This window comes from Campylobacter curvus (assembly GCF_013372125.1).
Classification (GTDB): Bacteria; Campylobacterota; Campylobacteria; order Campylobacterales; family Campylobacteraceae; genus Campylobacter_A; species Campylobacter_A curvus.
Genome location: NZ_CP053826.1, coordinates 206,171 through 226,932 on the forward strand (window position 1 = coordinate 206,171; position 20,762 = coordinate 226,932).

Here is a 20,762-nt window from a genome sequence, read left to right on the forward strand (position 1 = left end):
GTATAATCACACCATTTAAAAAACAAAGGAGAAACAATGGGAAAATACATAGAGCTTACAACTGCAAATTTCAATGTCGCCAAAGAGGGCGTCGCGCTCGTCGATTTTTGGGCGCCATGGTGCGGACCTTGCCGTATGCTAGCCCCAGTCATCGAGGAGCTTGCGGAGGATTTTGACGGCAAAGCTAAAATTTGCAAGGTAAATACCGATGAAGTGCAGGACTTGGCGGTTGAATTCGGCATCAGATCGATCCCGACATTGCTATTTTTCAAAAATGGCGAAGTAGTCGATCAAATGGTCGGCGCACAGTCAAAACAGGCTATTACCGACAAGCTGAATTCACTTCTTTAATGGCTTTAAAAAATAGGGGAAGCTTGCTTCCTCTAACGTACATCTTCGGCTCATTTTTCGGTGCAGCCATGATAGCGATAGTTTTTGCGTATAATAATTATCGATTTTCAAAGTATAAATTTATAGATTTTTCACAGCTCGTTTTTTACGAAAAGAGCGAAATTTTCAAGCCAAAAGAGCCTAGATACACTATTTTGGTATTTAGCTCGAACCAGTCAAAGATAGATGAAATTTTAGCGGGAGAAAAAATAGCCCAGCCCGTTATCGCTGTGGATATGTTTCAAAAGCGTGGCGACTCGAACGAAACGCTAAAATACATAAGCTCGGATATCAATACGATACTAAAACTGATGAATACCTTAAATATCACGAGCGTGCCAAGCAGCGTGCAGATAGTGCATCAAAACGGCGAAATTTACAAACAAGACTCGAAAATAAAAACGATAAAATAAAGGATAAAATATGTTAGATTTAGCGATCATAGGAGGCGGACCGGCCGGGCTTAGTGCCGGGCTTTATGCTACTCGCGGTGGGCTTAAAAATGTCGTGATGTTTGAAAAGGGCGAGCCTGGCGGTCAGATCACCTCAAGCTCGGAGATAGAAAACTACCCAGGACAAAAGAGCCCAGGTGAAAGCGGGTTTGATTTCATGAGTACGTGGTGGGCGCAGTGCAGTCATTTTGGGCTCGTTCATAAATGGGCAAACGTCGTAGGCGTGAGACAAAACGCCGATAAGAGCTTTGAAATTTTGCTAGAAGGCGGCAAAAGCGAGCAAGCAAAGGCTGTCATCGTGGCTACCGGCTCTGTGCCGCGCCGCGCCGGGTTTAAAGGCGAGGACGAGTTTTTCGGACGCGGAGTCAGCACGTGCGCCACATGCGATGGCTTTTTTTATAAAAATAAAGAGGTCGCAGTCCTTGGCGGCGGTGATACGGCGATAGAGGAGGCGATCTATCTAGCTAATATCGCGTCTAAAGTCTATGTGATCCATAGGCGAGAGGAATTTCGTGCGGCTCCGACAACGGTGCAAAAGGCCCGCCAAAACGAGAAAATCGAGTTCATCACGAGCGCCACGATAAAAGAGGCATACGGTGATAAATCAGGGCTAAACGGGCTTATTTTAAACACGAAAGAGGGTGAGCGCGACCTGAAAGTGCCGGGCGTCTTTACCTTCGTGGGACTTAATGTGAATAACGAAATTTTAAAGCTTGAAGACGGCTCTTTTATCTGCAAGATGAGCGAGGGTGGTCAAGTCGATGTGGATCTAAAAATGCAAAGTAGCGTGCCCGGGCTATTTGCGGCAGGCGACATCAGAAAAGACGCTCCAAAGCAAGTCATCGTCGCAGCCGGAGACGGTGCAGTAGCCGCACTTAGCGCGATGAGCTATATCGAGAGCTTGCATTAAAATTTTAAGAATTTAGCCCTAGGGCTAAATTCTGCCTTATGAGCCGCATCAAAATAAATTTCTGCTTTAGTCTCGTCTGATTATCGATTTTTACCAAAAATATGCTAAATTTAGCCAAAATTTTAAAGGATAAACGATGGTAAATATCGGTATACACGGCGCTAGCGGTAAAATGGGGCAGATGATAATAAACTGCTTAAAGGGTAGCAAAGATGCGAAGCTAACTGCACTTTACACGATCGAGCCGCTCGAAAGCGCACCGGAGGGTGTCATAGTGACAAATGATCTTAATGAGCTCTTTGCAAACTGCGACGTGGTCATCGACTTTACGATAAAAGAGGGCGCGCTAAATCTCATAAACTACGCAAGGACGAACCCAAAGCCCCTAGTTATCGGCACTACGGGGCTTGGCGAGGAGGGTGCTGGAGTGCTAAATTTAGCCGCGAACGCGATGCCTATCCTTTACGCCACAAATATGAGCCTAGGCGTAGCCGTACTAAATCGGCTCGCCAGCCTCGCGGCTAAAACTCTCGCGGAATTTGATATCGAGATCGTCGAGCAGCACCACAGACACAAAAAGGACGCCCCAAGCGGCACGGCTCTCACACTTGCCGAGTACGCTGCAAACGCTCGCGGGCTAAATTTAAAAGACGTCATCGTCACGGGTCGCGACGGGCTAGTGGGGGCTAGGAGCAAAGACGAGATCGCAGTGCTCGCCGTGCGCGGTGGTGACGTGGTCGGACGGCATACGATCGGTTTTTATAACGATGGCGAGTTCATCGAGATAAATCACACCGCGACAAGCCGCGCGACCTTCGCCAAAGGAGCGATAAAAGCCGCCGTGTGGCTTAGCTCGCAAAAAAACGGGCTTTATAGTATATATAATTGTTTGGGATTGTAAAATTTAGAATAAATTTAGGCGGCTTGCTTTTGCAAACCGCCCGTTTAGCTACTTTTGGCTATCGATTTTTTTAAGATTTTCCTGCGCTTCTTTGATGAAGTCGTCCTTTTTGAGGCTCTCGATCTGCTCTTTTGTAAGCGGAGTGGATTTTTCAAAATGCGAATCGACTCTCATTTTTTGATTGCCGTCTTTATCTAATCCCACCCTAAGTGGTTTTAATGTAAAATTTACTGATAAATCACTTAAAGGTAATTTATGTCATTTGCGCAGCGTATCGATACCGACTCTTTTGAAAATTTAAAAAAGCTCGTAATATATTAAGAGGCGATGGCAATGAGGCGTATTATCATGCTAAAACGCCAAGTATCGGATACGGCTTTGATCTAAACGATAAAAATATCTTAAAAATAATCTGCGATGAAATTTACGAAAGTTCTCCTCCAGATAAAAACGAGCTAAGCGGGCTTTATGAGACTATAAAAGGTGTAAATCCAAAAACAAATGAAAACTTAGCTAATGCCATAGATAGATATCTGGATACTATCCGTCTTGCTGATAAAAAGGGCGATAAACCCAAGAAAAAGGACACTTCCTCTTCGAGCGCCCAAAGAAAATTTCCCGCCTTTAAATTTAACTTTGAGAGACAAAAGCAGAGGGTCTTTATAAAGATATTGGAGCTTTTTAGGCAAAATCTCGATGGCAGTGTCTCATATTCGCCTATTGAACCGTTACGGAGCGAATTTAACGAAACTTCGCAAAGTAGCAAAGAATCTTAGCCCTTATGGCGTCGATGTATATTTCAAATCAAACCGCACCCGCCCTTAGTGATGATGTCAAATACGCCCTTCGTGATAAAAGCAGACTTAAAACCTGGTACACCTTAAGATACGATAACGCTTCTTTAAGTATGAAAAGAGCCCGTGATATGTTTGTCATTTCAAACCGCTTCGGTTTGTTTGAAAGCGATAGCGGTTTTACTCCCGCCGCTTCGAGTGCGCCTGATGTAAATGATATAGACGTATCGTTTAAAGAGTGTATCGATGTTTTTAGCTTTTTAAATATCGCCAAATCCCCATTTGCAAAGGATAAAACGTATCTTTCGTATATGAAATGCTACGAAGAGGATATGAAATTTACTCGGGATGTGGATATGGCGGAACAAGGCGCAACTCCCTCGATCAAACCCGAACGATTAAAGAGTATGCCGCGTCTTCAAATAATATTGACGGCGAGTATGTGAAATTCGGTGAAATTCTAAAGCCCTTTTGCGATAAGATAAATAGTATTTTAAAAGAGGCTTCGCCTCATACCTTCGCTCTTAAAAACATCTACTGCGTAGATACGTTAAATCCGTGGTCTCACAACGCCGCAAGGATAAATAAGCTCTTAAAGCAAAGAAGCATAGAGGGGGAATTTAAAAAAGGTGAAAAGACTAATATATTAATCGTCATCCCTAGCCCCACTCCCACACCCATACGGATAAAGCAGCCTGGTTTCACCCGTATCGTTTTTCTTTTAGCACCGGGGGCTAGGCTTGATTGCCCGGATCTTATCACGGACAAGACAAAAGGCGAGAGCGAGCTGGTGCTTATGGACTACGACGCCTCTAAATCGTCCGCTCAAAGTAAAACGATAAATGTCATAAACGCAAAGACCAATGAAGAAGAGAGGATGTATCTTGATAAAGAGGGGCTATTTACTACGCTTGATGATAAATTTTCATTCGATAATCGCAATATCTTAAATTTAACCTTCTTTGAGGATATGAAATTTTACCTTTACAACTTCGCTAAGGAGCATAACTACTCCATCCTTTCAAGCAAGGCTTCAAGGATGTTTGATATAAAGCTAAGGCTAACGGACGGTAGCATCGGCTCGCAATCTTGCAAAAGCGAAGGAAATTTCACCCTTATCCTCACAAATCTCATCATCACGGACGACTGGAGAGATAAAACGGACATCAAAAAACTCTACCTTCACAACTGCGAAGATAAAAGCGTATATGAAACCACCGACATCAAGATAAATGAAGATAGCAATCAAAGCGAAAAAGAGTAAAGATAGACAAGGCTCCCGAACCGATAAAGAGCCCTCTTACACCGTAAAATTTAACTTCAACCTAAATTTAGACGGATCAAGCAATGCCTTTAAAAGAACTACAAAGCTTATCATATACACGAGCGATCTAAGCAAGACCCACTCTACCCAGGATATACATAAACTATCAAGCATAGCCATCGTATCACTAAATGAAAGCGACAAAGAAAAAGGCGAATTTACATTCACAAACAAGGTCTCTACCGTAAACGTGCTTCATCACATCACTCATCTAAGCTCAAATAACACAAATCCTTTTAAAATAGACGAGGATATAGACATAAAGGCTCACTATAAAGCTACCCCAAATGACAACGGCTATAAAGAGGTGAAATTCGCCTACGCCATAGCTAAAACCGACAAATTTAACGAACTGGTTAAAAAAGAACCCACAGGAGTAGTAAATCTAAAAGACAAGGTAGCAACGATAAATAGCGAACAAGAAAGCAAGGATATTATATTTAATCCTAGTAAAGATATAAAAGACGAAAAAGAGCTTCAAAAGCTAAAAGAGGGAAATCACTCCTTAGTTATATTCGCATACTTGCAAGATAAACAAGCAAGCTCTACTAAAAGTAACGACCCGGAATATACACCAGCCTTTAAAACAAATTACGGCAAGACCCACATAAGGTTTGATTTTAAAATTCCTATGTATTTGGAATTTACGGGTAGCAAGCTTATCATATACGAATTCGAAGATATGGATGAAGATAATATCTTTGGGGCTGGGGTGAATGCAAGACTTTCCGATAAGGAGTGCTATATAAACTCCGGTCTAAACAAAGGCAATGACGATACTAGAAGATTTAAATACTATCCTTTACGCATCAAAGCCTACGTCTTATCAACTATCTCAAAACGGCATTGGTAACGATAAACTCTCATACAAGCTTTATTCAAGAGATATGAGTAAAGTAGCACTTGCTTACAAGCAAGACAATATCCCGAAAGGTGTTTATATATCCGATAATGATAGCGATAAATTTATAAGGGCTTTCAATATAATCAAACAAAGGAGCGGGGTTAAAGATAATGAGGTTGTGAAAGTAGTAGTAGCGGATAACGGGGAGATTATCTTTCCTCTTAAGATAAGACCATTGAATGATATAGGACAGCCATATGATTGGAGCCTTGCAACAAATAATATATCAGCAACCCAGTCTGTATTCGGTAAGTTTAGAGGTGGCGGCAGAAAACACGCTGCAAGAGATCTATATACTGATATCAGAGATAAAGAGAGTGTCGATCTAAATACATTCAAATCCGATGTAGAGATCGTTGCTATAGCTGATGGTGAAGTATTAGATACTGATGATTTTTATTATGACACTCATCAAATCACCATACTGCATAGAACTAGTAAATATGGTGATTTCATCATCAGATATGGAGAAGTAGATAAGGATAGGAAAAAAGTTGCCAAAGGTGATTTCGTAAGGCAGGGTGATACGATAGGATATGCGGGATTGATGATGGATGGCAGCAGACATCCTGATATAGTAGGCAAAGATAAGCTTGTCACCATGCTACATTTTGAATACTTTACAAATGCCAATTTATCTGTTGATAAATTTCGTCTTACCAATAGAAGTAATCCTCCATTTATGCGTAGAGACGATCTTGCTGACCCTTTGGAGATTTTAATGGATGGATACAATAATAGCTTTAACTAGAAAGGAGCAGTCATGCTAAAGAAAATTTTACCATTCGTTGTTTTTTATTGTTTGTTGGCTATGAATAGCCTACAAGCTGAGGAACAAGCCCCAAAAATACAAAGCAAATTTGTAACGGGTGAATGCAGAAAACTTATAAAAGATATGTGGCTTATGGATGATCCTAAATTTGAAAATTCTGGTGTAATCGATGTCTATAAAGATTACTTATTATCAAATGAATATTTAGATTTTTTGATAGAAAATATCCACTCAGGTTTCAATGCAAAAGTGGAACTTTATGATAATTATGAAAAAGGCAGAACTAGGATAATAACTTACACTTGGCTATCGAAAGACGAGCTTATTATTCAAAGTTTTAAACCGATAAGCAAAATTCACTATAAATCTTGCGATATCTATCGATTCAAAAAAGAAGGAAATGATGTTTTAATGCAGCACTACACTTCGAGGAATTTGCCTGATTGATAACAATTAGAAAGGAGCAGTCATGCTAAAGAAATTCTTGACATTCGTTGTTTTTTGTTGGTAGTAAATGATCTAAGTGCCCAAATCATACAAAGCAAATTTGTAACAGGTAAATGCAAAAAGATGGAGAAAATCATATGGCTTGAAGGAAAATATACATATGAAAATTTTACTATTGCTGAAGCTTATGCTGATTACTCATTATTACACGAATTCTCGGAACTTTTACCGAGAAGTATTGACTCTGAATTTAATGTAAAATTAGAACTTTTGACGAAGGCGATAAATTTATGAAAGCTTTTGATACCGCCAAACGAAACACTCATACAAAAGATAATGAAGCCCTAAAGCTTATCAAAAATCAAAAGGATTTTCCTTTTACTCTTGATATGTTAAAGGCGGTATTTAATAACGCTACAACCGAACAAGAGAGCATACTGCAAGAGATGGTCGATGAGCTTAATAGATTTGACGATAACGACATACAGATGTATAAGACATATAAGCTGGATACCAGGGATAGGTTGGAGCATTTTTGGGCGCAGTGTGTAGGGGAAGTGGGAGCTGGATTAAACTTTTTGACGGAGAGTTTGAATTATGATGCCGAAAGGCTAAAAAGAGAAAAAGATGAAATTATAAATGGAGAAAAACGAAAAAGAGCACCTTTTTCTTATTTTTTAGTCATCATGATGAAGCTGATATGTATGGCAAAGATAGCAGTAAAAATACACGCCCAGATAAAACTGCCGATCAAGAAATGATAGCGAATTTGGTCTATGCCGATGAGAATAGGGGCGAGAGATACAAGCTTGGAAATATACAAGAAGGAGACGGTTATAAATATAGAGGCAGAGGAATTAAGCAATTAACCGGCAGAACTCATTACACAAATTTTAGCAGGTATGCTTATGAGCAAGGCTTGGTATCTACAAATACTTATTTTGTAGATAGTCCTAAAGAAGTAGCAGATAATGCTAAATTTGCTTTATACTCTGCATTGTGGTACTGGATAGATAATAAAATATATTTAATAGCAGATAAAAGCAAACAAGCATCAGATAATGAAGATATAGTAACGAGTGTAACTAAAAAAATAAACCCCTTACTTAAAGGACTGGATGCTAGAAAAGCAGCCTATAAGAGAATAAGAGAAGCAAATACGTTTAAAATTTTTGAATAAGGATAAAGAATGAATTTTAAAGTAATAATTTCAACCTTGCTATTAGGACTAAATTTAATCGCCAGTGAAATTTTAACTCCGCAAGATGCAATAAGTAAATTTTATAAGTACAATAATCAATTGGATGATCATCCGGTTGACCCCATATATGACTACTATATAATTGATACCATAGTTTCTCCAAGCTTCAAATGCTCCAAGAAATTTAAAAAGTATTCTCTTGAAGATTTTATCTGCAATTCAAATTTCAATGCTTTCAGGGATAATTACTTTGCAAGCCTATATAGTATCATCATTAAAGAAAATCCAAATTTAAAATATAAAGCTTTAGAGATAGCCAGGGAAAGAATAAGAGAGACCAATAAGGATTGCATGATATTTGCATCTAAGGAATATGAAAAGAATATCAAGCTGGGCGGAGATTTTGTGTCATCAACGGTTGGTTGTATAGCGGGTTTTTACCAGCAATATTCATCCAAGCTAGCTTTAATGCTTTATGACAACGACAAAGAACTTTTTAAAAAGATATTTGGTGATGATTATGAAAAATTTAAAGAAGCATTTGAAGATACATTGGGTATAGGAAATGAAGACTATGAAGCAAAAAATTATCAAGATAAGCTTGCATACGGAAAAAGACTTAATAAATTTATGGATAAATATAAAAAAGAATACGAGATAGAATATGGAAAATATGACTACTATATACCCTATTATCAGTATGCTACCGACCTTATTTACATCCTCTTCATCCAATACGACCTAATCGATAGCACGGGTAAATTTAAATAAAAGATGAGTAGCGTTTCATTGTTATAAAACGAACCATGGCTTTGGCGCAGCAGACTTGCCGCCGCGCCAAAATTTTAATACCCAAAAATATTCGGATCGATTACCAGCGCACGATACGCGACATCATCGCGGGACGCCGACTCCACGTCCATTTCAAATTTTATATCATTACTCTTTGGATCGATCTCCACGAGCACCATTTTTATCGTCTTGTCCGGGCGGAGTAAATTTACATTTGAGCTTGATATGAAGTATGTGCCCTTGTCCTTTTGCCACTCGACGTTGCTAGTAACCGCGCTATAAAACTCAAATCCGCGCTCCTTGCCAAACTCCCACGTCTGCTCTACAGTGCCCTTTTTCTCGTCGATTTTGTATTCGACCGCGCGGGAGTATTTGTCCTCTTTGAGTGCGGGCTGCTCCATGCCGCGTCCGTCGCCGTTGTCAAAGACGCTTAGGTGTTTGACACTGCCCTTGTTGTCGTAGCGCGCAGTGAGCCACGCGGTGTGCTGCGTCCAAGACCAGTCAAAATCGCCCTCGCATTTTGAGTTTTCGCATTTGATTTTTTTGCCGTTTTTATCTACGGGCACGAGCACTTTTGCTTTAAATTCCTCGCTCCAGCCCTCAGGGCTTGCCAATATCCATTTTACCTTTTTGTCGCGCCCGATCTTGACGATGCCTTGATGTCGCAAGGACAAGATGATACTATCGTCGCTCACGTCGTAGGAGATGGAATTTACATGCGCCCAGTTGCGTCCGGTGCCCGTTGAAGTGATGTCGCCAAATGGCAGATCGTCGCTGATTTTGATCTCTTTTGCGTCCATATCGATGTTTAGGCACACGGCACGCGCGTCGAGGGCTTTGATGAGGTTCGCGCGATAAACGTTCTTGCCAAAAATTTCATTTAAATCCCACTCCTCGACGACCTTGCCCGTGCTATCTACTTGCAAGATATGGTCGCGGATCGTGTGCGAGACTCTGCCGTCGGCATGGTGGTAGTCGTATTTGCCCACGCGCAGGAGCAGATCGCCGTTTGGCATCGGCATCACCTCGTGGCTTAGATCGATGTAGCCGCGCGGAAGCACTCTATTATAGACCTCCTTGCCCATCATATCGTAGCGCATATATCGCTGCGCCATGCCAAAGCTAAGATCGCCGTTACCAAGCTGATGAAAGCCCATCATCATGCCGCCGTTTCGCACGTCGATCTCGTGGCGGTCGTAAAATTTCTGATAATCCAGATACCATCTGACCTCGCCTTGCGTGTCGACGACGAAATTTTCGGTGTAGTCGTTCCAGCTGGCAGCCCCGCCGCGTCGCCAGTCAAGGGGCTTGTGGATACCAGTAATGGTGTTGTTGATGAGATAAAGGCGGTTTTTAAACGACGGATCGACCTTCTTTGGCACGGCTCGCTGCATGTGCGAAAAGCGAAAATCGCGGCTAACCGTGACGATAGGCTGAGCGTAAATTTTATAAATTTCCTTTTTTGCAACGCCTTCAAATTTATAGCTCACTTCGACTTCGTTTAGGTAGTCCGGATACAGCCCCCAAACGGGCACGCCATCGTGCGTGAGAAGTGCGTGGGGTGAGACGTTGTAGCTGATGTCGATGCCGCCGTTTGGTTTGCCGAGCACCCGCACGTGGATGTCCGTGATGTCCTTGCCCGCGCGGTCGATGACAGCGGTAAGCGGTGCGACGTCATAAGGGTTGATAAACACCGTTCCCAGCTCGCCTTGGGTCTTGACCTGATGGGCGAGAACTGCGGCGTTTGCGGGCACGGGAACTAAAAACGCACCGCCAAAACCAAGCGCGCAAGCGAGTGCAACGCAGATGAAGGAAGTCTTTTTCATGTCCTCTCCTTATAAAAATTTAGGCTCTTTGACAAAGTGTTGATTTTAAATGGCTTTGTTATAATAAATCATTTACACTTGCTTCGCTTCTGTCGCTGTTTGCGTCCATGTCAGGCCGCTTACGCAGCGAGTAAGATTTGCAAAGCGCTCACGATAAATCATCAACATTTCACTAAAATTTAGCATTTCAAAGATTGTATTAAACTTAAAAAGGTCTAAAATTTAAAATTTAATCACTCGCCCTTGGTATCTTAAATTTTTAGCTTCTTTTGGCTAAAATCGCCAATAAATTTTAATAAAGGCTTAAAAATGTGTGCGATAGTCGGGGTGATAAATTCAAAAGATGCGGCGAGAACAGCGTATTACGCGCTATTTGCGATGCAGCATCGCGGTCAAGAGTCTAGCGGTATCAGCGCGAACGATGCGGGCAAGATACGAACGATCAAAAATCGCGGACTCGTGACCGAGGTCTTTGGCAAGGACAGTTTTGAAATTTTAAAAGGCGACATGGCGATCGGGCACAACCGCTATTCCACCGCGGGCTCGGACTCGATCCTGGACGCCCAGCCCGTCACCGAAAACTACGCGCTTGGATCTATCGCACTCGCACACAACGGCAACCTCGTGAATAAAGACGAGATCCGCAAGGAGCTTATCGAAAACGGCGCGATATTTAGCTCGAACATGGACACCGAAAACATCATCCATCTCATCGCCCAAAACCATAGCCCGCACCTGCAAGAGCGCATCATCTACGCGCTTAGCAAGATCGTCGGGGCGTATTGTCTGCTGATCCAGTCGCGCCACAAAATTTTCGCTATCCGCGACCGCTGGGGCGTGCGTCCGCTCTCGCTGGGACGGCTAAAAGACGGCGGCTACATCGTCGCTAGCGAGACTTGCGCGTTTGATCTAGTGGGTGCTCAGTTCATCCGCGAGGTGCGCCCAGGCGAGATGATCGTATTTGAGCACGGCAATGATAAATTTGAAAGTATCCAGCTTTTTGAGCCAGATAGCAGAATTTGCGCGTTTGAATATATTTATTTCGCGCGCCCAGACAGCGTCATAGACGGCAAAAACGTCTATGAAGTGCGCAAAAAAATGGGCGCAGCGTTAGCCAAAAAAAGCCGCGTGAAAGCGGACTTCGTCGTGCCAGTGCCCGATAGCGGCGTGCCGGCTGCGCTTGGATACGCGCAGGCTAGCGGACTGCCCTTTGAGGCGGCGATCGTGCGAAACCACTACGTCGGGCGTACATTCATCGAGCCAACCCAAGAGATGCGCAACCTCAAAGTCAAGCTCAAACTAAACCCGATGAGCGAGGTGCTAAAAGGCAAAAGCGTTGTCGTGGTCGATGATAGCATCGTGCGCGGCACGACCAGCAAAAAGATCGTGGCGCTGCTGCGGCATGCGGGTGCGAGGGAGATACATTTTAAAGTCGCTTGCCCCGAGCTTAAATTTCCCGAGAGATACGGCATCGACACGCCAAGCTTTGCCGAGCTCATCAGCGCGAACAAAAGCTGCGAGGAGGTGCGCGAGTATATCGGCGCGGACAGCCTTGAATTTTTAGACATCGACGAGCTGGTCGCAAGTATCGGCTCCGAGCGCAAATACTCGCTCGTTAGCTTTGACGGGGATTATTTTATAAAATGAAAATTTTAAAAATCCTGCCCGTGCTCGCTATTTTGCTCTTTGCAGGTTGTGCAAGAGATGCTGAGCCGACACCACCACCGCAGATCGAGCCCGTTTGGACGCCATATATCGAAAACAACGGCACGAAAATGCAAATAAGCTTTAAAAGAGGCGAAAATTTTGGCGCGATGAAGGAGACTAATGCGACGATGCCTCTTGTGGGAAGCGCCGAATTTAGAGCGCCTACCGGTGAGCGCTACATCGTCCATAAAATAGGCGACATGTATAGCCTGGCGCACGGCAAAAACAATATCATCATAAATTTAGACACAAACTCACCCATCGATCCCGGCTCAAAAGAGCAGATGAGCGCACTTCAAAGGGCGAAGTCGTTTAAATTTTACGAGATCGGCACGGGCATGGTGGAGAGCATAGTTTATAGCGCAAAAGACCATGTCTGCGAGGAATTTTTAGCAAACGAGCCAATACGCGTGAGGAGTGTGACGAATTATTATCTAAAAAAGGGTGGATTTTTCGCAAGTATCATCGACGCGAAATTTATCTATAAAAAGGGCGCAAAGATCGAAAATAAAAGCTTTTATTATGAGATAGAGGACGAAAACGCCCTAAAAGAGACGAGGGAATTTACTGCAAGCGAAAGTGAGCTGTTTTTAAACGATGTTAAAAAACAAGGCAGGCTATTAGTCGTGCTTTGCGGGATGTGAAATTTAGCTTATAGCGGTCAGCGCTAAATTTAGGGGCTAAGTGCCCCTTCTTTTTATTCGGTCGGAGCTTTGCTTTGTAAAAATCTTACGGCCAGTGAATACTCCGTATCGTTTAAATTCGCCCTTTCTTTCATCGTTTCGATTATGCCGGGCCAAACATTTACGCCAAATTCATCATACGGATGGAGAGGATGGCAGGTACTACACCTGGCTTCGAATAGCTCTTTGCCTTGATTTGCCACTTGTTTTTTATCATAGGAGAGTATCTTTGTAGGTAGTGTTAGCTCGAAGCTTACCTGTGTCCATACCGTGTCGTATTCGTCGGGCTTTTCGCTGATTTTTTCATATTTTGTATCAGCGTTTAGCTCTATCTCCTTTTCGAGCAACCCGTGTCTAGCATAAGCTATAGTGCTACCGGCCGGGATAAAGCCGGTATATTTTACTAGCGAGTGATCGCTATCTTTTTTGATCTCATCTACTTTGGCTCCGGCAAAAATTTTCCCTACCGAGCTATCGTAATTTTGTGTAACATAAGCCTCACCTGCGAACAGGTGAGAGCTAAGTAGAATAAAACCGACTACTAAAGCATTGCTTTTTTTCATTTTTATCCTTTTTTGATGATGATTGGCGGCTCAAACGCTTTTACTAGCGGCGCTACGCCTTTAAATTTCTCTATTTTCACGTTTGCCGTGATGCAGCAAGCCTGCGCTAGCTCACTTGTAGATTTATCTACCGTTAGGACGTTTACGGCCCCATGCACTTCCAAAGAGTCGTTTTTAGACCAGTCGAGCGGATCGTACCAGCTGCCCTCCTGGATACGGATAGCGCCTTGCCTTATCTTATCGGTTACGATCGCTCCTGCTAGTATCGATCCTCTTTTGGAGCTTACTTTTATGATATCGCCGTTTTTTATGCCGTATTTTTTAGCATCTTGCGGATTGATCCAAGCAGGCTCTCTTTCTTGCGCCTCTTCAAGATCTCTTAGCCAAGTATTGTTTAGCTGAGCGTGCAAGCGGTATTTTGGATGTGGTGAAACAAGTGACAAAGGATAGTCTTTAGCGTTCTTGTCGCCATGCCACTCTACCGGCTCGAACCAGCTAGGATAGGCTCTGCACTCTTTGTAGTTAAATTTAGCTATCTTTCTTGAGAAAATTTCTATTTTTCCGGACGGAGTTCCTAGTCTGTTTGTCATTGGATTTTGTATGAAGCCTGCTAGCCTTACGGAGTCATCTTCTTTTGGAAGCTCGAATTCAACATATCCTTTTTTCCAAAATTCATCGAAATTTGGCATATCTATGCCCATCTCTTTTCCGCGAGCGACTGATCTTTCGTAAAGTGTTTTGACCCAGCTTAGGCTATCTTCGTTGCCTTCTGTAAAGGCGTCATACGCAGCCTTGTCAAACCTTTTTAGGATATTTGAGTAAATTTCATAGTCGTCTTTTGCGTTGCACCAAGGCTTTACTATCGGTTTTATAGCAAAGATATAGCTTCCGTTAGATGCTTTTGCTATGTCGTTTCTCTCGCACTCAAGTGTCGCAGGCAAGACTATATCGGCCATCTTTGCAGTGGCTGTCCAGAAGCAATCTTGCATGACGAAAGTCTCTATCCTGGAGCGAAGCGCTTTTATCAGCTGATTTACATCTTGATGGTGGTGGACTGGATTTCCTCCGGCCCAGTAGATCATTCTAAAGTCCGGATACTTTATCTTTTTGCCGTTAAATTCTATCTCTTTGCCCGGATTTTTGATGCAGTCTACTATTCTGGCGCAAGGTATAGTCGGAATTTCTCTTGTGCTCCATTCGCCTTTTGCAGATACTGAGCCCGCTACAGCCTCAAGACCCGGGAATTTAGCTACCTTACTTCCTTGTGCTTCGTAGTGTAGAGCAAAGTCGTATCCGCCGCCAGGAAGTCCGATCTGTCCTAGCATAGCGGCTAAAGTTATCATCATCCAGCAAGGCTGTTCGCCGTGGTCGTTTCTTTGTAGCGCCCAACCGCTATGAAGCATCGTTCTTTTGCTAGCGAAAAGCTCGGCTAGCTCTTTTATCTTTGCTTCGTCTATACCGCAAATTTTACTTGCCCATGCAGGGGTTTTTGGCGTATTGTCGGTTTTGCCAAACAGATACTCTTCAAATTGTGCATAACCGCTGGTATATTTTTTTAAGAATTCTTGATCTGCAAGCCCTTTGTCGGCTAAATGATAAGCGATACCAAGCATCAAGGCAACATCGGTATTCGGATATGGCGCTATGTGCTCTGCATCGTAATAATCAGCCGAAGTCGTTTGTATAGGGTCTATATTGATGACTTTTAGTCCGCGTTTTTTGATCTGATCTTTTAAATTTTTAAAGTCTTCGTATTGATGATGGGTCGGGATATGCTCACCGATTTGATTTGTATTTATCATATCGGAGCCCCAAAGTACGAATACTTCCGTATTTTTACATATATTATCCCAAGATGCAGAGGCGACGAAGGCTTCGTTCGTTCCTGTGACATGTGGAGTAATGACAGATATAGCACCAGCCGAGTAAGTGTAGCTTCTTTTGCAGTATCCGCCTGCAACCTGCAACATCCTACCTACTAGAGCTTGCGGGTTATTTACGTTTCCTACGCCATACCAGCCTACGCTACCGCCATAAACGCTTGGATAGCCAAAGTCTTTATAAACCCTTTTTAGCTCTTTTGCTATAAGATCATAGGCCTCTTCCCAAGTGATCTCTACAAATTTCTCTTTACCTCTAAGTGACGGATCGGCTTTATAGCCTTTCTTTAGATAGCTCTCTCTGACGCAAGGAGCGGTTATCCTACTTGGATCATAAGTCCTTGCAACGATACCTTGAAGCATAGATGATGGATATTTGTCGCCTTCAAATTCTTTAAGAATTTCAAAGCGGCCGTTTTTCTCTTTACCCCAAAGTGCGCCATAGTGGCTAGCGTTCATAACAAAGTCATCATCGCTTAGGATAGACTCTCCGCCCAGATCGATAGCGCTGGCGCTACTTGCACCAATGGCACTGACGGCGCCAACACTCTTTAGAAAATCTCGTCTTTTCATATGTTCTCCCTTTAAAGAATTGTGGTTAGTCTTAAAGTAAAATTTTATATTTATTGTAATTATATTGTTAAAGTATAACAAACATATAACAATTAGAAAATTTTATTTAAGTGTTATATAATACATGGCAAAAACGAGTAAGAGCCCGAAAAATGAATACGAAATATATAATAATCTTCTTTTTCCCTATATTTTTCATTTTTTATTTTTATCTTATTTATGCAAACTATAAAGACAATAAAGAGTATGTTTTAAATTTGACCGTCTCAAATCAAATAAGCATGGCTCAAAGCTATAAGACCAGGATAGACGAGCGTATAAGCAATCAAAAAAAGTTGCTGGAAGAGACGGCGAAATTTGTCAAGTCAAAAGATGCAGACAAGGACTACGACCTCATAAGGGACGTGCTTAGAATTTTGGCCAGAACGGCTGGATTTTCAGAGGTTTATGTGGGATATAGCGACACAAACAAGGTCATTTCAAGTGATAAATATGACATGATAAAATACTACTCAAACTACGATGTCAAGCGAAGACCTTGGCATCAGATCGTAAAATCAAAGCAGCAAACCTCCTTTACCGAGCCATACATAGATACGAAGCTAAAAAAATACGTCATATCAATAGCCGTACCGATATATAAAAACAATAAACTCGATAATGTATTGGTTGGCGATTTTGAGCTAGATGCCTTTCAAAAAGAGATGGCTTCGTTTTTTCCTTCCAAATACGGCTCGGCTTTTTTGATGACGGACGGGGCTAAAATTTTAGACTCCACAAAGCAGATCATAGACTATACGGACGCTTATGTCGAGAAAATTTTATTTGCCATATACAATAAAAAACAAGGAAGCGGCAGGTTTTTGATAAATGGCAAAAAATATATCTTTGTATACGATATGATCGCATACGGCGAGTGGATATTCGTTTCTATATTAGAAGAGGATAAAATTTATGAAAATTTAAACGCAAAGACACTCAACAATCTTTTAGTATTTTTATTTTTGATGATTTTTGGCGTTTGTATATCGGTTTGGATGTATATTTCGCAAAAGAGGATCAACGATAACAAGCACTTTCTTAGCTTATTTTCCAAAAGCTCGATAAACGGACTGGTGATTACCGATAAAAATGGCGAGATAACGTTCATAAACAAAACTTTCGAGAAAATTTTCTCGCTGAAATTTAAAGAATTTATCGGTAAAAACATAAGCGAGCTATTTTATTTATTTAACGATGCGGATATATTTGAGCAAGTAAAAAGCGATACGAATAAAAATATCCTAGTCAAGAAAAATATACGAGACTGCTTTTATGGCATCCGCGTCATACCGCTTTTGGAAAAGGGCGATAAATTTGAAGGCGTTATGATAGTCGCCTATGATATGACGCATGAGACGCAACTTGAGATGAATAGGCAGCAGCAAGAGAGGATCTTGATAGAAAATTCTAAAATGGCGGCGCTTGGCGAGATGAGCTCGGCTATATCTCATCAGTGGAGGCAGCCATTAAATGCGCTTTTGCTGCTAGTAAGCGACATAGAGGCTAAAATAGAGCAGATTCGTATACAAGATAATGCAAAAAGCGAAGTACTTTCGCGACTTGGTGAGTCTAGGACAAATATAGAACTAATGGACGAGACGATAAATATCTTTAAAAATTTTTACAAGGAAAGCTTGCAGGAGACGAAATTTAACCTGCTTGACATAATGGATGATATCTTGTATATATGCAAGCCTCAAATCACGATAAAAGGCATACATATACAAGCTGATTACGAGATAAAAGACTACGAGATAACGAGCTATTCGTCCTATATCAAACAGGTTTTGCTAAATTTGATATCAAATGCAAAAGATGAGCTCGTAAAAAGGAAGCTACTTGATGAGAATTTTAAAGCTTATATAAAAATAAGTATCGTTGAAGAGGAAACGAGATATATTATAAACGTCGAGGACAATGGTGCTGGCGTGGGTGATGATATAAAAGAGCACATTTTCGAGCCGTTTTTCACGACTAAGGGCAAGGAGGGGACAGGTATGGGGCTTTATCTGTGCAAGTTGATTTTTGATAAGAAAATAAACGGAGATATCATTTTGAGCCATGCCTCGAATCCAACGATATTTTCAGTGGTGCTTTATAAAAATGGACAATAAAATTTTTGAAAATTTAAAAGACACTAATGTGCTTTTTGTCGAGGATGATGAAAATTTAAAAAATATTGTCAAGAGTCTAATTGCGCCTTATATCAATGAAATTTATACGGCTGGCAACGGCGAAGAGGGGCTGGAACTCTTTAATGCAAATAAAATAGATCTCATAATAAGCGACATCAATATGGCTCATATGAGCGGAATTTCTATGGCTCAAGAGATCAGGAAGATAGACCCTGCCGTGCCAATTATATTTATAACCGCTTATGATACCGATGAAAATTTGTATAATTCCATATCATTAAAAAGTAGTGGATTTTTAAAAAAGCCCTTTGATAGGCGCCAGCTGATGATATCTATGCTAATGGCGATCACAAATAGCCAAAATTTAGCCCAAAATACTATCGATCTAAAAAATGGCTTTATCTATGATATGAACGCAAGGATCTTGTATAAAGACGGTGATGCGGTCGTTTTGACCAGGACCGAGCAGCGATTTTTATATCTACTTATCAAAAATATCGGCAGAGTCGTATCGTTTGACGCGATAGAGTCATATGTCTGGAATGAAAAATTCGCTTCGCTGGATACTATTAGAAATTTTATAAATAGGATCAGGAGCAAAATTTATCCTGAACTCATAAAAAATATCTCGGGCATCGGGTATAAGATCGATATAGATTAATAACAACTAAGCTTCGTGATGTGCATAACGTTTTCAAAATACGGCGGGTATGGCATACTCACCATAAAATCCACGCTTCTTTGCTTTTGTAAATTTTGAGCCACGTCAAATTTATATTCGACGGCATTTGGTCTCTCGTCTTTATCTTCGCTTTTAAAAAGCGATGAAAAAAACGTAAGCCCGCTAGGTTTAAAAATTTCCTTGAAATGTCCGTCTCTGTTTTGCGGACGATTCACCAGCCTTACGCTAAGAGTACAGTGAGTCAGCGTAAAATTCCCTACATTGCGGACTTTGCCCTTAAACGCGATGCTTTCGTTTATCAAGATCCTCTCGCTCGTGACATTTTCAAGGCTGCCTTTTTTTGTGTATTTGTCCAAAACGAGCATCAAAAACACGCAAAGCGTCGTAGAGACTAGGATATTTATAAACAAAAGCGACCAAAAAAGCTTGCGCTCAGCCCTCATCGACAGCACCAAAAGCAACATCGAGAGCAAAAATATCACCAATATCACGATGATATGCACGATGGTAAAATAGCTCAGGCTCATCAAAAACACTCCGCTTTTTTGGTTATATTGTAATCAATAAAGGAAAATTCGTTGACAAAGTCCTTTATTTGCTTGACTTCGCCCGGTATGAACGGCTCACGAAGCACTATCGTCTTTTTGGCAAAGGGGTTGAGAGAATTTAAAAAGTCTCTGCTCTTTTGCTTTGATACCGTGTAAAAGCCAAGATCGATCTTACATACATTTAGCATCTTTTTTGAACGATTCGTCACGTTAAAGTCGATCATCAAGGCATTTGAATATGTCAGCTGTTTTGCATTTATAGCGCTTATCTCGACCGGTCTTAAATTTTGGCTAAGTGCATCGTTTGCGTAGTAAAACCCCGCTAAAAGCGCGAACAAATCGGCCATTATAAACAAAAAACCTATCTGCCACCATGATTTTAAAGCAAAAAATATTCCAAGAAATAAGATGAAAATAAAAGCTATAAATATCCAGCCATACACTAAATAATCGATGAAATGGGCATTTGCAAGAACAAAAAATATGTTTTGCTTTATGCTACTTATCATCGCGCGATCTTTTTTCCTCTATGCCGCTCATGCCAAAGCGCCTTTTTAGCTCCTCTTTCACGGCGTCCGGGTGTATATCGTGGAGGGCCAGTGCGACCATAGAGTGAAAGCACAGATCGGCTGCCTCGTATATCAGCGCAGCTTTTGTATTTTTGGCCATATCCTCGCTTTTATGGGCACTTGCGTCTTTGCATGCCATTACAAATTCCGTTGCTTCTTCGCCGACCTTTTTGAGTATAGAATTCTCACCTTTTTTAAATAGGCTAGCTACATAGGACGTCTTTGGGTCTGCGTTTAGTTTCCTGTCCATTATGATGTGATAAAGCTCGTTGATGACATCGTATTTTGGCTTTGAAATTTCATCGTCCGCATGTGAAATTTCAAAATTTTGTAAATTTATATCGTTAAAAAAGCATGATTTTCGCCCGGTATGGCACGCGACGCCGCCATTTTGCACGACGCTTATCAAGAGCGTGTCATTGTCGCAGTCTAGCTTGGCGCTTACTATTTTTTGTGTGTTACCGCTTTCCTCGCCCTTTTTCCAGATGCGGTTTTTGGTGCGAGAAAAATAGTGCGCAAATCCGCTTTTTAGGCTTAGACTCAGCGCCTCTTCGTTCATGTATGCGAGCATCAAAATTTCGTTGCTTCCGTGCTCGCAGACGATGACAGGCAGCATGCCCGAGACCTTTTGCCAGTCGATGTGTAGATCGAGCATGCTTTATCCTTT

At 41.6% G+C, this 20,762-nt stretch carries 23 protein-coding genes; 16 read left to right on the plus strand and 7 right to left on the minus strand.

All coding sequences use genetic code 11. The features are described from left to right. Positions 1-36: 36 nt before the first annotated feature. From trxA to dapB, 4 genes are all read left to right on the plus strand, one after another. The gene (gene trxA, locus CCVT_RS01055) at positions 37-351 is read left to right on the plus strand and encodes a thioredoxin (protein ID WP_009649715.1); all 315 of its coding nucleotides are present in this window, start codon (positions 37-39) and stop codon (positions 349-351) included. Beyond that, positions 351-803 carry a hypothetical protein gene (locus CCVT_RS01060; protein WP_018137428.1) on the plus strand — a complete coding sequence of 151 codons (453 nt, stop codon included), beginning with the start codon at positions 351-353 and terminating at the stop codon, positions 801-803. The genes trxA and CCVT_RS01060 overlap by 1 nt, the downstream gene beginning before the upstream one ends. Positions 804-813: 10 nt before the next feature. Next, complete coding sequence (locus CCVT_RS01065) at positions 814-1,752, plus strand: NAD(P)/FAD-dependent oxidoreductase (RefSeq protein ID WP_018137429.1); 939 nt, start codon at positions 814-816, stop codon at positions 1,750-1,752. Between the two features lie 136 nt (positions 1,753-1,888). Then, complete coding sequence (gene dapB / locus CCVT_RS01070) at positions 1,889-2,653, plus strand: 4-hydroxy-tetrahydrodipicolinate reductase (protein WP_018137430.1); 765 nt, start codon at positions 1,889-1,891, stop codon at positions 2,651-2,653. A gap of 48 nt (positions 2,654-2,701) precedes the next feature. Here dapB and CCVT_RS10020 read toward each other — a convergent pair whose 3' ends face one another. Then, positions 2,702-2,827 carry a hypothetical protein gene (locus tag CCVT_RS10020; RefSeq protein ID WP_265094872.1) on the minus strand — a complete coding sequence of 42 codons (126 nt, stop codon included), beginning with the start codon at positions 2,825-2,827 and terminating at the stop codon, positions 2,702-2,704. A gap of 616 nt (positions 2,828-3,443) precedes the next feature. Between CCVT_RS10020 and CCVT_RS01075 the strand changes: the two genes are divergently transcribed. The 8 genes from CCVT_RS01075 (at position 3,444) to CCVT_RS01110 (ending at position 8,866) form a co-directional block, all read left to right on the plus strand. Further along, complete coding sequence (locus CCVT_RS01075) at positions 3,444-3,893, plus strand: hypothetical protein (protein WP_018137433.1); 450 nt, start codon at positions 3,444-3,446, stop codon at positions 3,891-3,893. Continuing rightward, positions 3,890-4,711 (plus strand): hypothetical protein, encoded by an 822-nt coding sequence (locus CCVT_RS01080; protein ID WP_026175554.1) that lies wholly within the window; start codon positions 3,890-3,892, stop codon positions 4,709-4,711. The genes CCVT_RS01075 and CCVT_RS01080 overlap by 4 nt, the downstream gene beginning before the upstream one ends. Then, positions 4,680-5,624 (plus strand): hypothetical protein, encoded by a 945-nt coding sequence (locus tag CCVT_RS01085; protein ID WP_026175555.1) that lies wholly within the window; start codon positions 4,680-4,682, stop codon positions 5,622-5,624. Before CCVT_RS01080 ends, CCVT_RS01085 begins: the two co-directional genes overlap by 32 nt. Next, positions 5,542-6,426 (plus strand): M23 family metallopeptidase, encoded by an 885-nt coding sequence (locus CCVT_RS01090; protein ID WP_227898171.1) that lies wholly within the window; start codon positions 5,542-5,544, stop codon positions 6,424-6,426. The genes CCVT_RS01085 and CCVT_RS01090 overlap by 83 nt, the downstream gene beginning before the upstream one ends. A gap of 12 nt (positions 6,427-6,438) precedes the next feature. After that, positions 6,439-6,894 carry a hypothetical protein gene (locus CCVT_RS01095; RefSeq protein ID WP_018137435.1) on the plus strand — a complete coding sequence of 152 codons (456 nt, stop codon included), beginning with the start codon at positions 6,439-6,441 and terminating at the stop codon, positions 6,892-6,894. Positions 6,895-7,184: 290 nt separating this feature from the next. Next, complete coding sequence (locus tag CCVT_RS01100) at positions 7,185-7,655, plus strand: hypothetical protein (RefSeq protein ID WP_018137437.1); 471 nt, start codon at positions 7,185-7,187, stop codon at positions 7,653-7,655. Next, positions 7,595-8,074, plus strand: a complete 480-nt coding sequence (locus tag CCVT_RS01105) for a glycoside hydrolase (protein ID WP_155827535.1) — start codon at positions 7,595-7,597, stop codon at positions 8,072-8,074. Before CCVT_RS01100 ends, CCVT_RS01105 begins: the two co-directional genes overlap by 61 nt. Positions 8,075-8,083: 9 nt before the next feature. Beyond that, on the plus strand, positions 8,084-8,866 hold the full coding sequence (locus CCVT_RS01110; protein WP_018137439.1) for a hypothetical protein: 783 nt from the start codon (positions 8,084-8,086) through the stop codon (positions 8,864-8,866). A 74-nt stretch (positions 8,867-8,940) separates the two neighbouring features. Here CCVT_RS01110 and CCVT_RS01115 read toward each other — a convergent pair whose 3' ends face one another. Continuing rightward, on the minus strand, positions 8,941-10,713 hold the full coding sequence (locus tag CCVT_RS01115; RefSeq protein WP_018137440.1) for an aryl-sulfate sulfotransferase: 1,773 nt from the start codon (positions 10,711-10,713) through the stop codon (positions 8,941-8,943). Positions 10,714-11,022: 309 nt separating this feature from the next. On the opposite strand from CCVT_RS01115, the gene purF reads away from it, so the two are divergent. Together purF and CCVT_RS01125 are read left to right on the plus strand one after the other, a co-directional pair. Continuing rightward, positions 11,023-12,360 (plus strand): amidophosphoribosyltransferase, encoded by a 1,338-nt coding sequence (purF, locus tag CCVT_RS01120; protein WP_018137441.1) that lies wholly within the window; start codon positions 11,023-11,025, stop codon positions 12,358-12,360. Then, the gene (locus CCVT_RS01125) at positions 12,357-13,064 is read left to right on the plus strand and encodes a hypothetical protein (protein WP_018137442.1); all 708 of its coding nucleotides are present in this window, start codon (positions 12,357-12,359) and stop codon (positions 13,062-13,064) included. Before purF ends, CCVT_RS01125 begins: the two co-directional genes overlap by 4 nt. A 53-nt stretch (positions 13,065-13,117) precedes the next feature. On the opposite strand, the gene CCVT_RS01130 is transcribed toward CCVT_RS01125, so the two are convergent. Both CCVT_RS01130 and CCVT_RS01135 read right to left on the minus strand, forming a co-directional pair. Beyond that, on the minus strand, positions 13,118-13,666 hold the full coding sequence (locus CCVT_RS01130; protein WP_009649829.1) for a cytochrome c: 549 nt from the start codon (positions 13,664-13,666) through the stop codon (positions 13,118-13,120). Between the two features lie 2 nt (positions 13,667-13,668). Then, positions 13,669-16,119 (minus strand): molybdopterin-dependent oxidoreductase, encoded by a 2,451-nt coding sequence (locus tag CCVT_RS01135; RefSeq protein ID WP_018137443.1) that lies wholly within the window; start codon positions 16,117-16,119, stop codon positions 13,669-13,671. 152 nt (positions 16,120-16,271) lie between these two features. On the opposite strand from CCVT_RS01135, the gene CCVT_RS01140 reads away from it, so the two are divergent. Both CCVT_RS01140 and CCVT_RS01145 read left to right on the plus strand, forming a co-directional pair. Then, on the plus strand, positions 16,272-18,275 hold the full coding sequence (locus CCVT_RS01140) for an ATP-binding protein (RefSeq protein WP_018137444.1): 2,004 nt from the start codon (positions 16,272-16,274) through the stop codon (positions 18,273-18,275). Further along, positions 18,265-18,957, plus strand: coding sequence for a response regulator transcription factor (locus tag CCVT_RS01145; RefSeq protein ID WP_009649559.1), 693 nt, complete (start codon positions 18,265-18,267; stop codon positions 18,955-18,957). Before CCVT_RS01140 ends, CCVT_RS01145 begins: the two co-directional genes overlap by 11 nt. Here the strand turns inward: CCVT_RS01145 and CCVT_RS01150 are convergent. From CCVT_RS01150 to hisIE, 3 genes are read right to left on the minus strand one after another with little or no spacing between them, the layout of a single operon-like run. Continuing rightward, a complete protein-coding gene (locus tag CCVT_RS01150) occupies positions 18,954-19,505 on the minus strand; it encodes a DUF2393 family protein (RefSeq protein WP_026175557.1) in 552 nt (183 codons plus the stop codon). The two genes, CCVT_RS01145 and CCVT_RS01150, sit on opposite strands and share 4 nt — an antisense overlap. Then, positions 19,505-20,035 (minus strand): DUF2393 family protein, encoded by a 531-nt coding sequence (locus tag CCVT_RS01155; RefSeq protein WP_018137446.1) that lies wholly within the window; start codon positions 20,033-20,035, stop codon positions 19,505-19,507. The genes CCVT_RS01150 and CCVT_RS01155 overlap by 1 nt, the downstream gene beginning before the upstream one ends. Further along, on the minus strand, positions 20,025-20,750 hold the full coding sequence (gene hisIE / locus CCVT_RS01160; RefSeq protein WP_018137447.1) for a bifunctional phosphoribosyl-AMP cyclohydrolase/phosphoribosyl-ATP diphosphatase HisIE: 726 nt from the start codon (positions 20,748-20,750) through the stop codon (positions 20,025-20,027). Before hisIE ends, CCVT_RS01155 begins: the two co-directional genes overlap by 11 nt. Positions 20,751-20,762 lie beyond the last annotated feature (12 nt).

What these genes read in the sequence shown, in the direction of transcription:
- trxA (WP_009649715.1), top strand. Translation starts at nt 37, where the DNA reads ATGGGAAAATACATAGAGCTTACAACTGCAAATTTCAATGTCGCCAAA.
- CCVT_RS01060 (WP_018137428.1), top strand. Translation starts at nt 351, where the DNA reads ATGGCTTTAAAAAATAGGGGAAGCTTGCTTCCTCTAACGTACATCTTC.
- CCVT_RS01065 (WP_018137429.1), top strand. Translation starts at nt 814, where the DNA reads ATGTTAGATTTAGCGATCATAGGAGGCGGACCGGCCGGGCTTAGTGCC.
- dapB (WP_018137430.1), top strand. Translation starts at nt 1,889, where the DNA reads ATGGTAAATATCGGTATACACGGCGCTAGCGGTAAAATGGGGCAGATG.
- CCVT_RS10020 (WP_265094872.1), bottom strand. Translation starts at nt 2,827, where the DNA reads ATGAGAGTCGATTCGCATTTTGAAAAATCCACTCCGCTTACAAAAGAG.
- CCVT_RS01075 (WP_018137433.1), top strand. Translation starts at nt 3,444, where the DNA reads ATGTATATTTCAAATCAAACCGCACCCGCCCTTAGTGATGATGTCAAA.
- CCVT_RS01085 (WP_026175555.1), top strand. Translation starts at nt 4,680, where the DNA reads ATGAAGATAGCAATCAAAGCGAAAAAGAGTAAAGATAGACAAGGCTCC.
- CCVT_RS01090 (WP_227898171.1), top strand. Translation starts at nt 5,542, where the DNA reads ATGACGATACTAGAAGATTTAAATACTATCCTTTACGCATCAAAGCCT.
- CCVT_RS01095 (WP_018137435.1), top strand. Translation starts at nt 6,439, where the DNA reads ATGCTAAAGAAAATTTTACCATTCGTTGTTTTTTATTGTTTGTTGGCT.
- CCVT_RS01100 (WP_018137437.1), top strand. Translation starts at nt 7,185, where the DNA reads ATGAAAGCTTTTGATACCGCCAAACGAAACACTCATACAAAAGATAAT.
- CCVT_RS01105 (WP_155827535.1), top strand. Translation starts at nt 7,595, where the DNA reads ATGTATGGCAAAGATAGCAGTAAAAATACACGCCCAGATAAAACTGCC.
- CCVT_RS01110 (WP_018137439.1), top strand. Translation starts at nt 8,084, where the DNA reads ATGAATTTTAAAGTAATAATTTCAACCTTGCTATTAGGACTAAATTTA.
- CCVT_RS01115 (WP_018137440.1), bottom strand. Translation starts at nt 10,713, where the DNA reads ATGAAAAAGACTTCCTTCATCTGCGTTGCACTCGCTTGCGCGCTTGGT.
- purF (WP_018137441.1), top strand. Translation starts at nt 11,023, where the DNA reads ATGTGTGCGATAGTCGGGGTGATAAATTCAAAAGATGCGGCGAGAACA.
- CCVT_RS01125 (WP_018137442.1), top strand. Translation starts at nt 12,357, where the DNA reads ATGAAAATTTTAAAAATCCTGCCCGTGCTCGCTATTTTGCTCTTTGCA.
- CCVT_RS01130 (WP_009649829.1), bottom strand. Translation starts at nt 13,666, where the DNA reads ATGAAAAAAAGCAATGCTTTAGTAGTCGGTTTTATTCTACTTAGCTCT.
- CCVT_RS01135 (WP_018137443.1), bottom strand. Translation starts at nt 16,119, where the DNA reads ATGAAAAGACGAGATTTTCTAAAGAGTGTTGGCGCCGTCAGTGCCATT.
- CCVT_RS01140 (WP_018137444.1), top strand. Translation starts at nt 16,272, where the DNA reads ATGAATACGAAATATATAATAATCTTCTTTTTCCCTATATTTTTCATT.
- CCVT_RS01145 (WP_009649559.1), top strand. Translation starts at nt 18,265, where the DNA reads ATGGACAATAAAATTTTTGAAAATTTAAAAGACACTAATGTGCTTTTT.
- CCVT_RS01150 (WP_026175557.1), bottom strand. Translation starts at nt 19,505, where the DNA reads ATGAGCCTGAGCTATTTTACCATCGTGCATATCATCGTGATATTGGTG.
- CCVT_RS01155 (WP_018137446.1), bottom strand. Translation starts at nt 20,035, where the DNA reads ATGATAAGTAGCATAAAGCAAAACATATTTTTTGTTCTTGCAAATGCC.
- hisIE (WP_018137447.1), bottom strand. Translation starts at nt 20,750, where the DNA reads ATGCTCGATCTACACATCGACTGGCAAAAGGTCTCGGGCATGCTGCCT.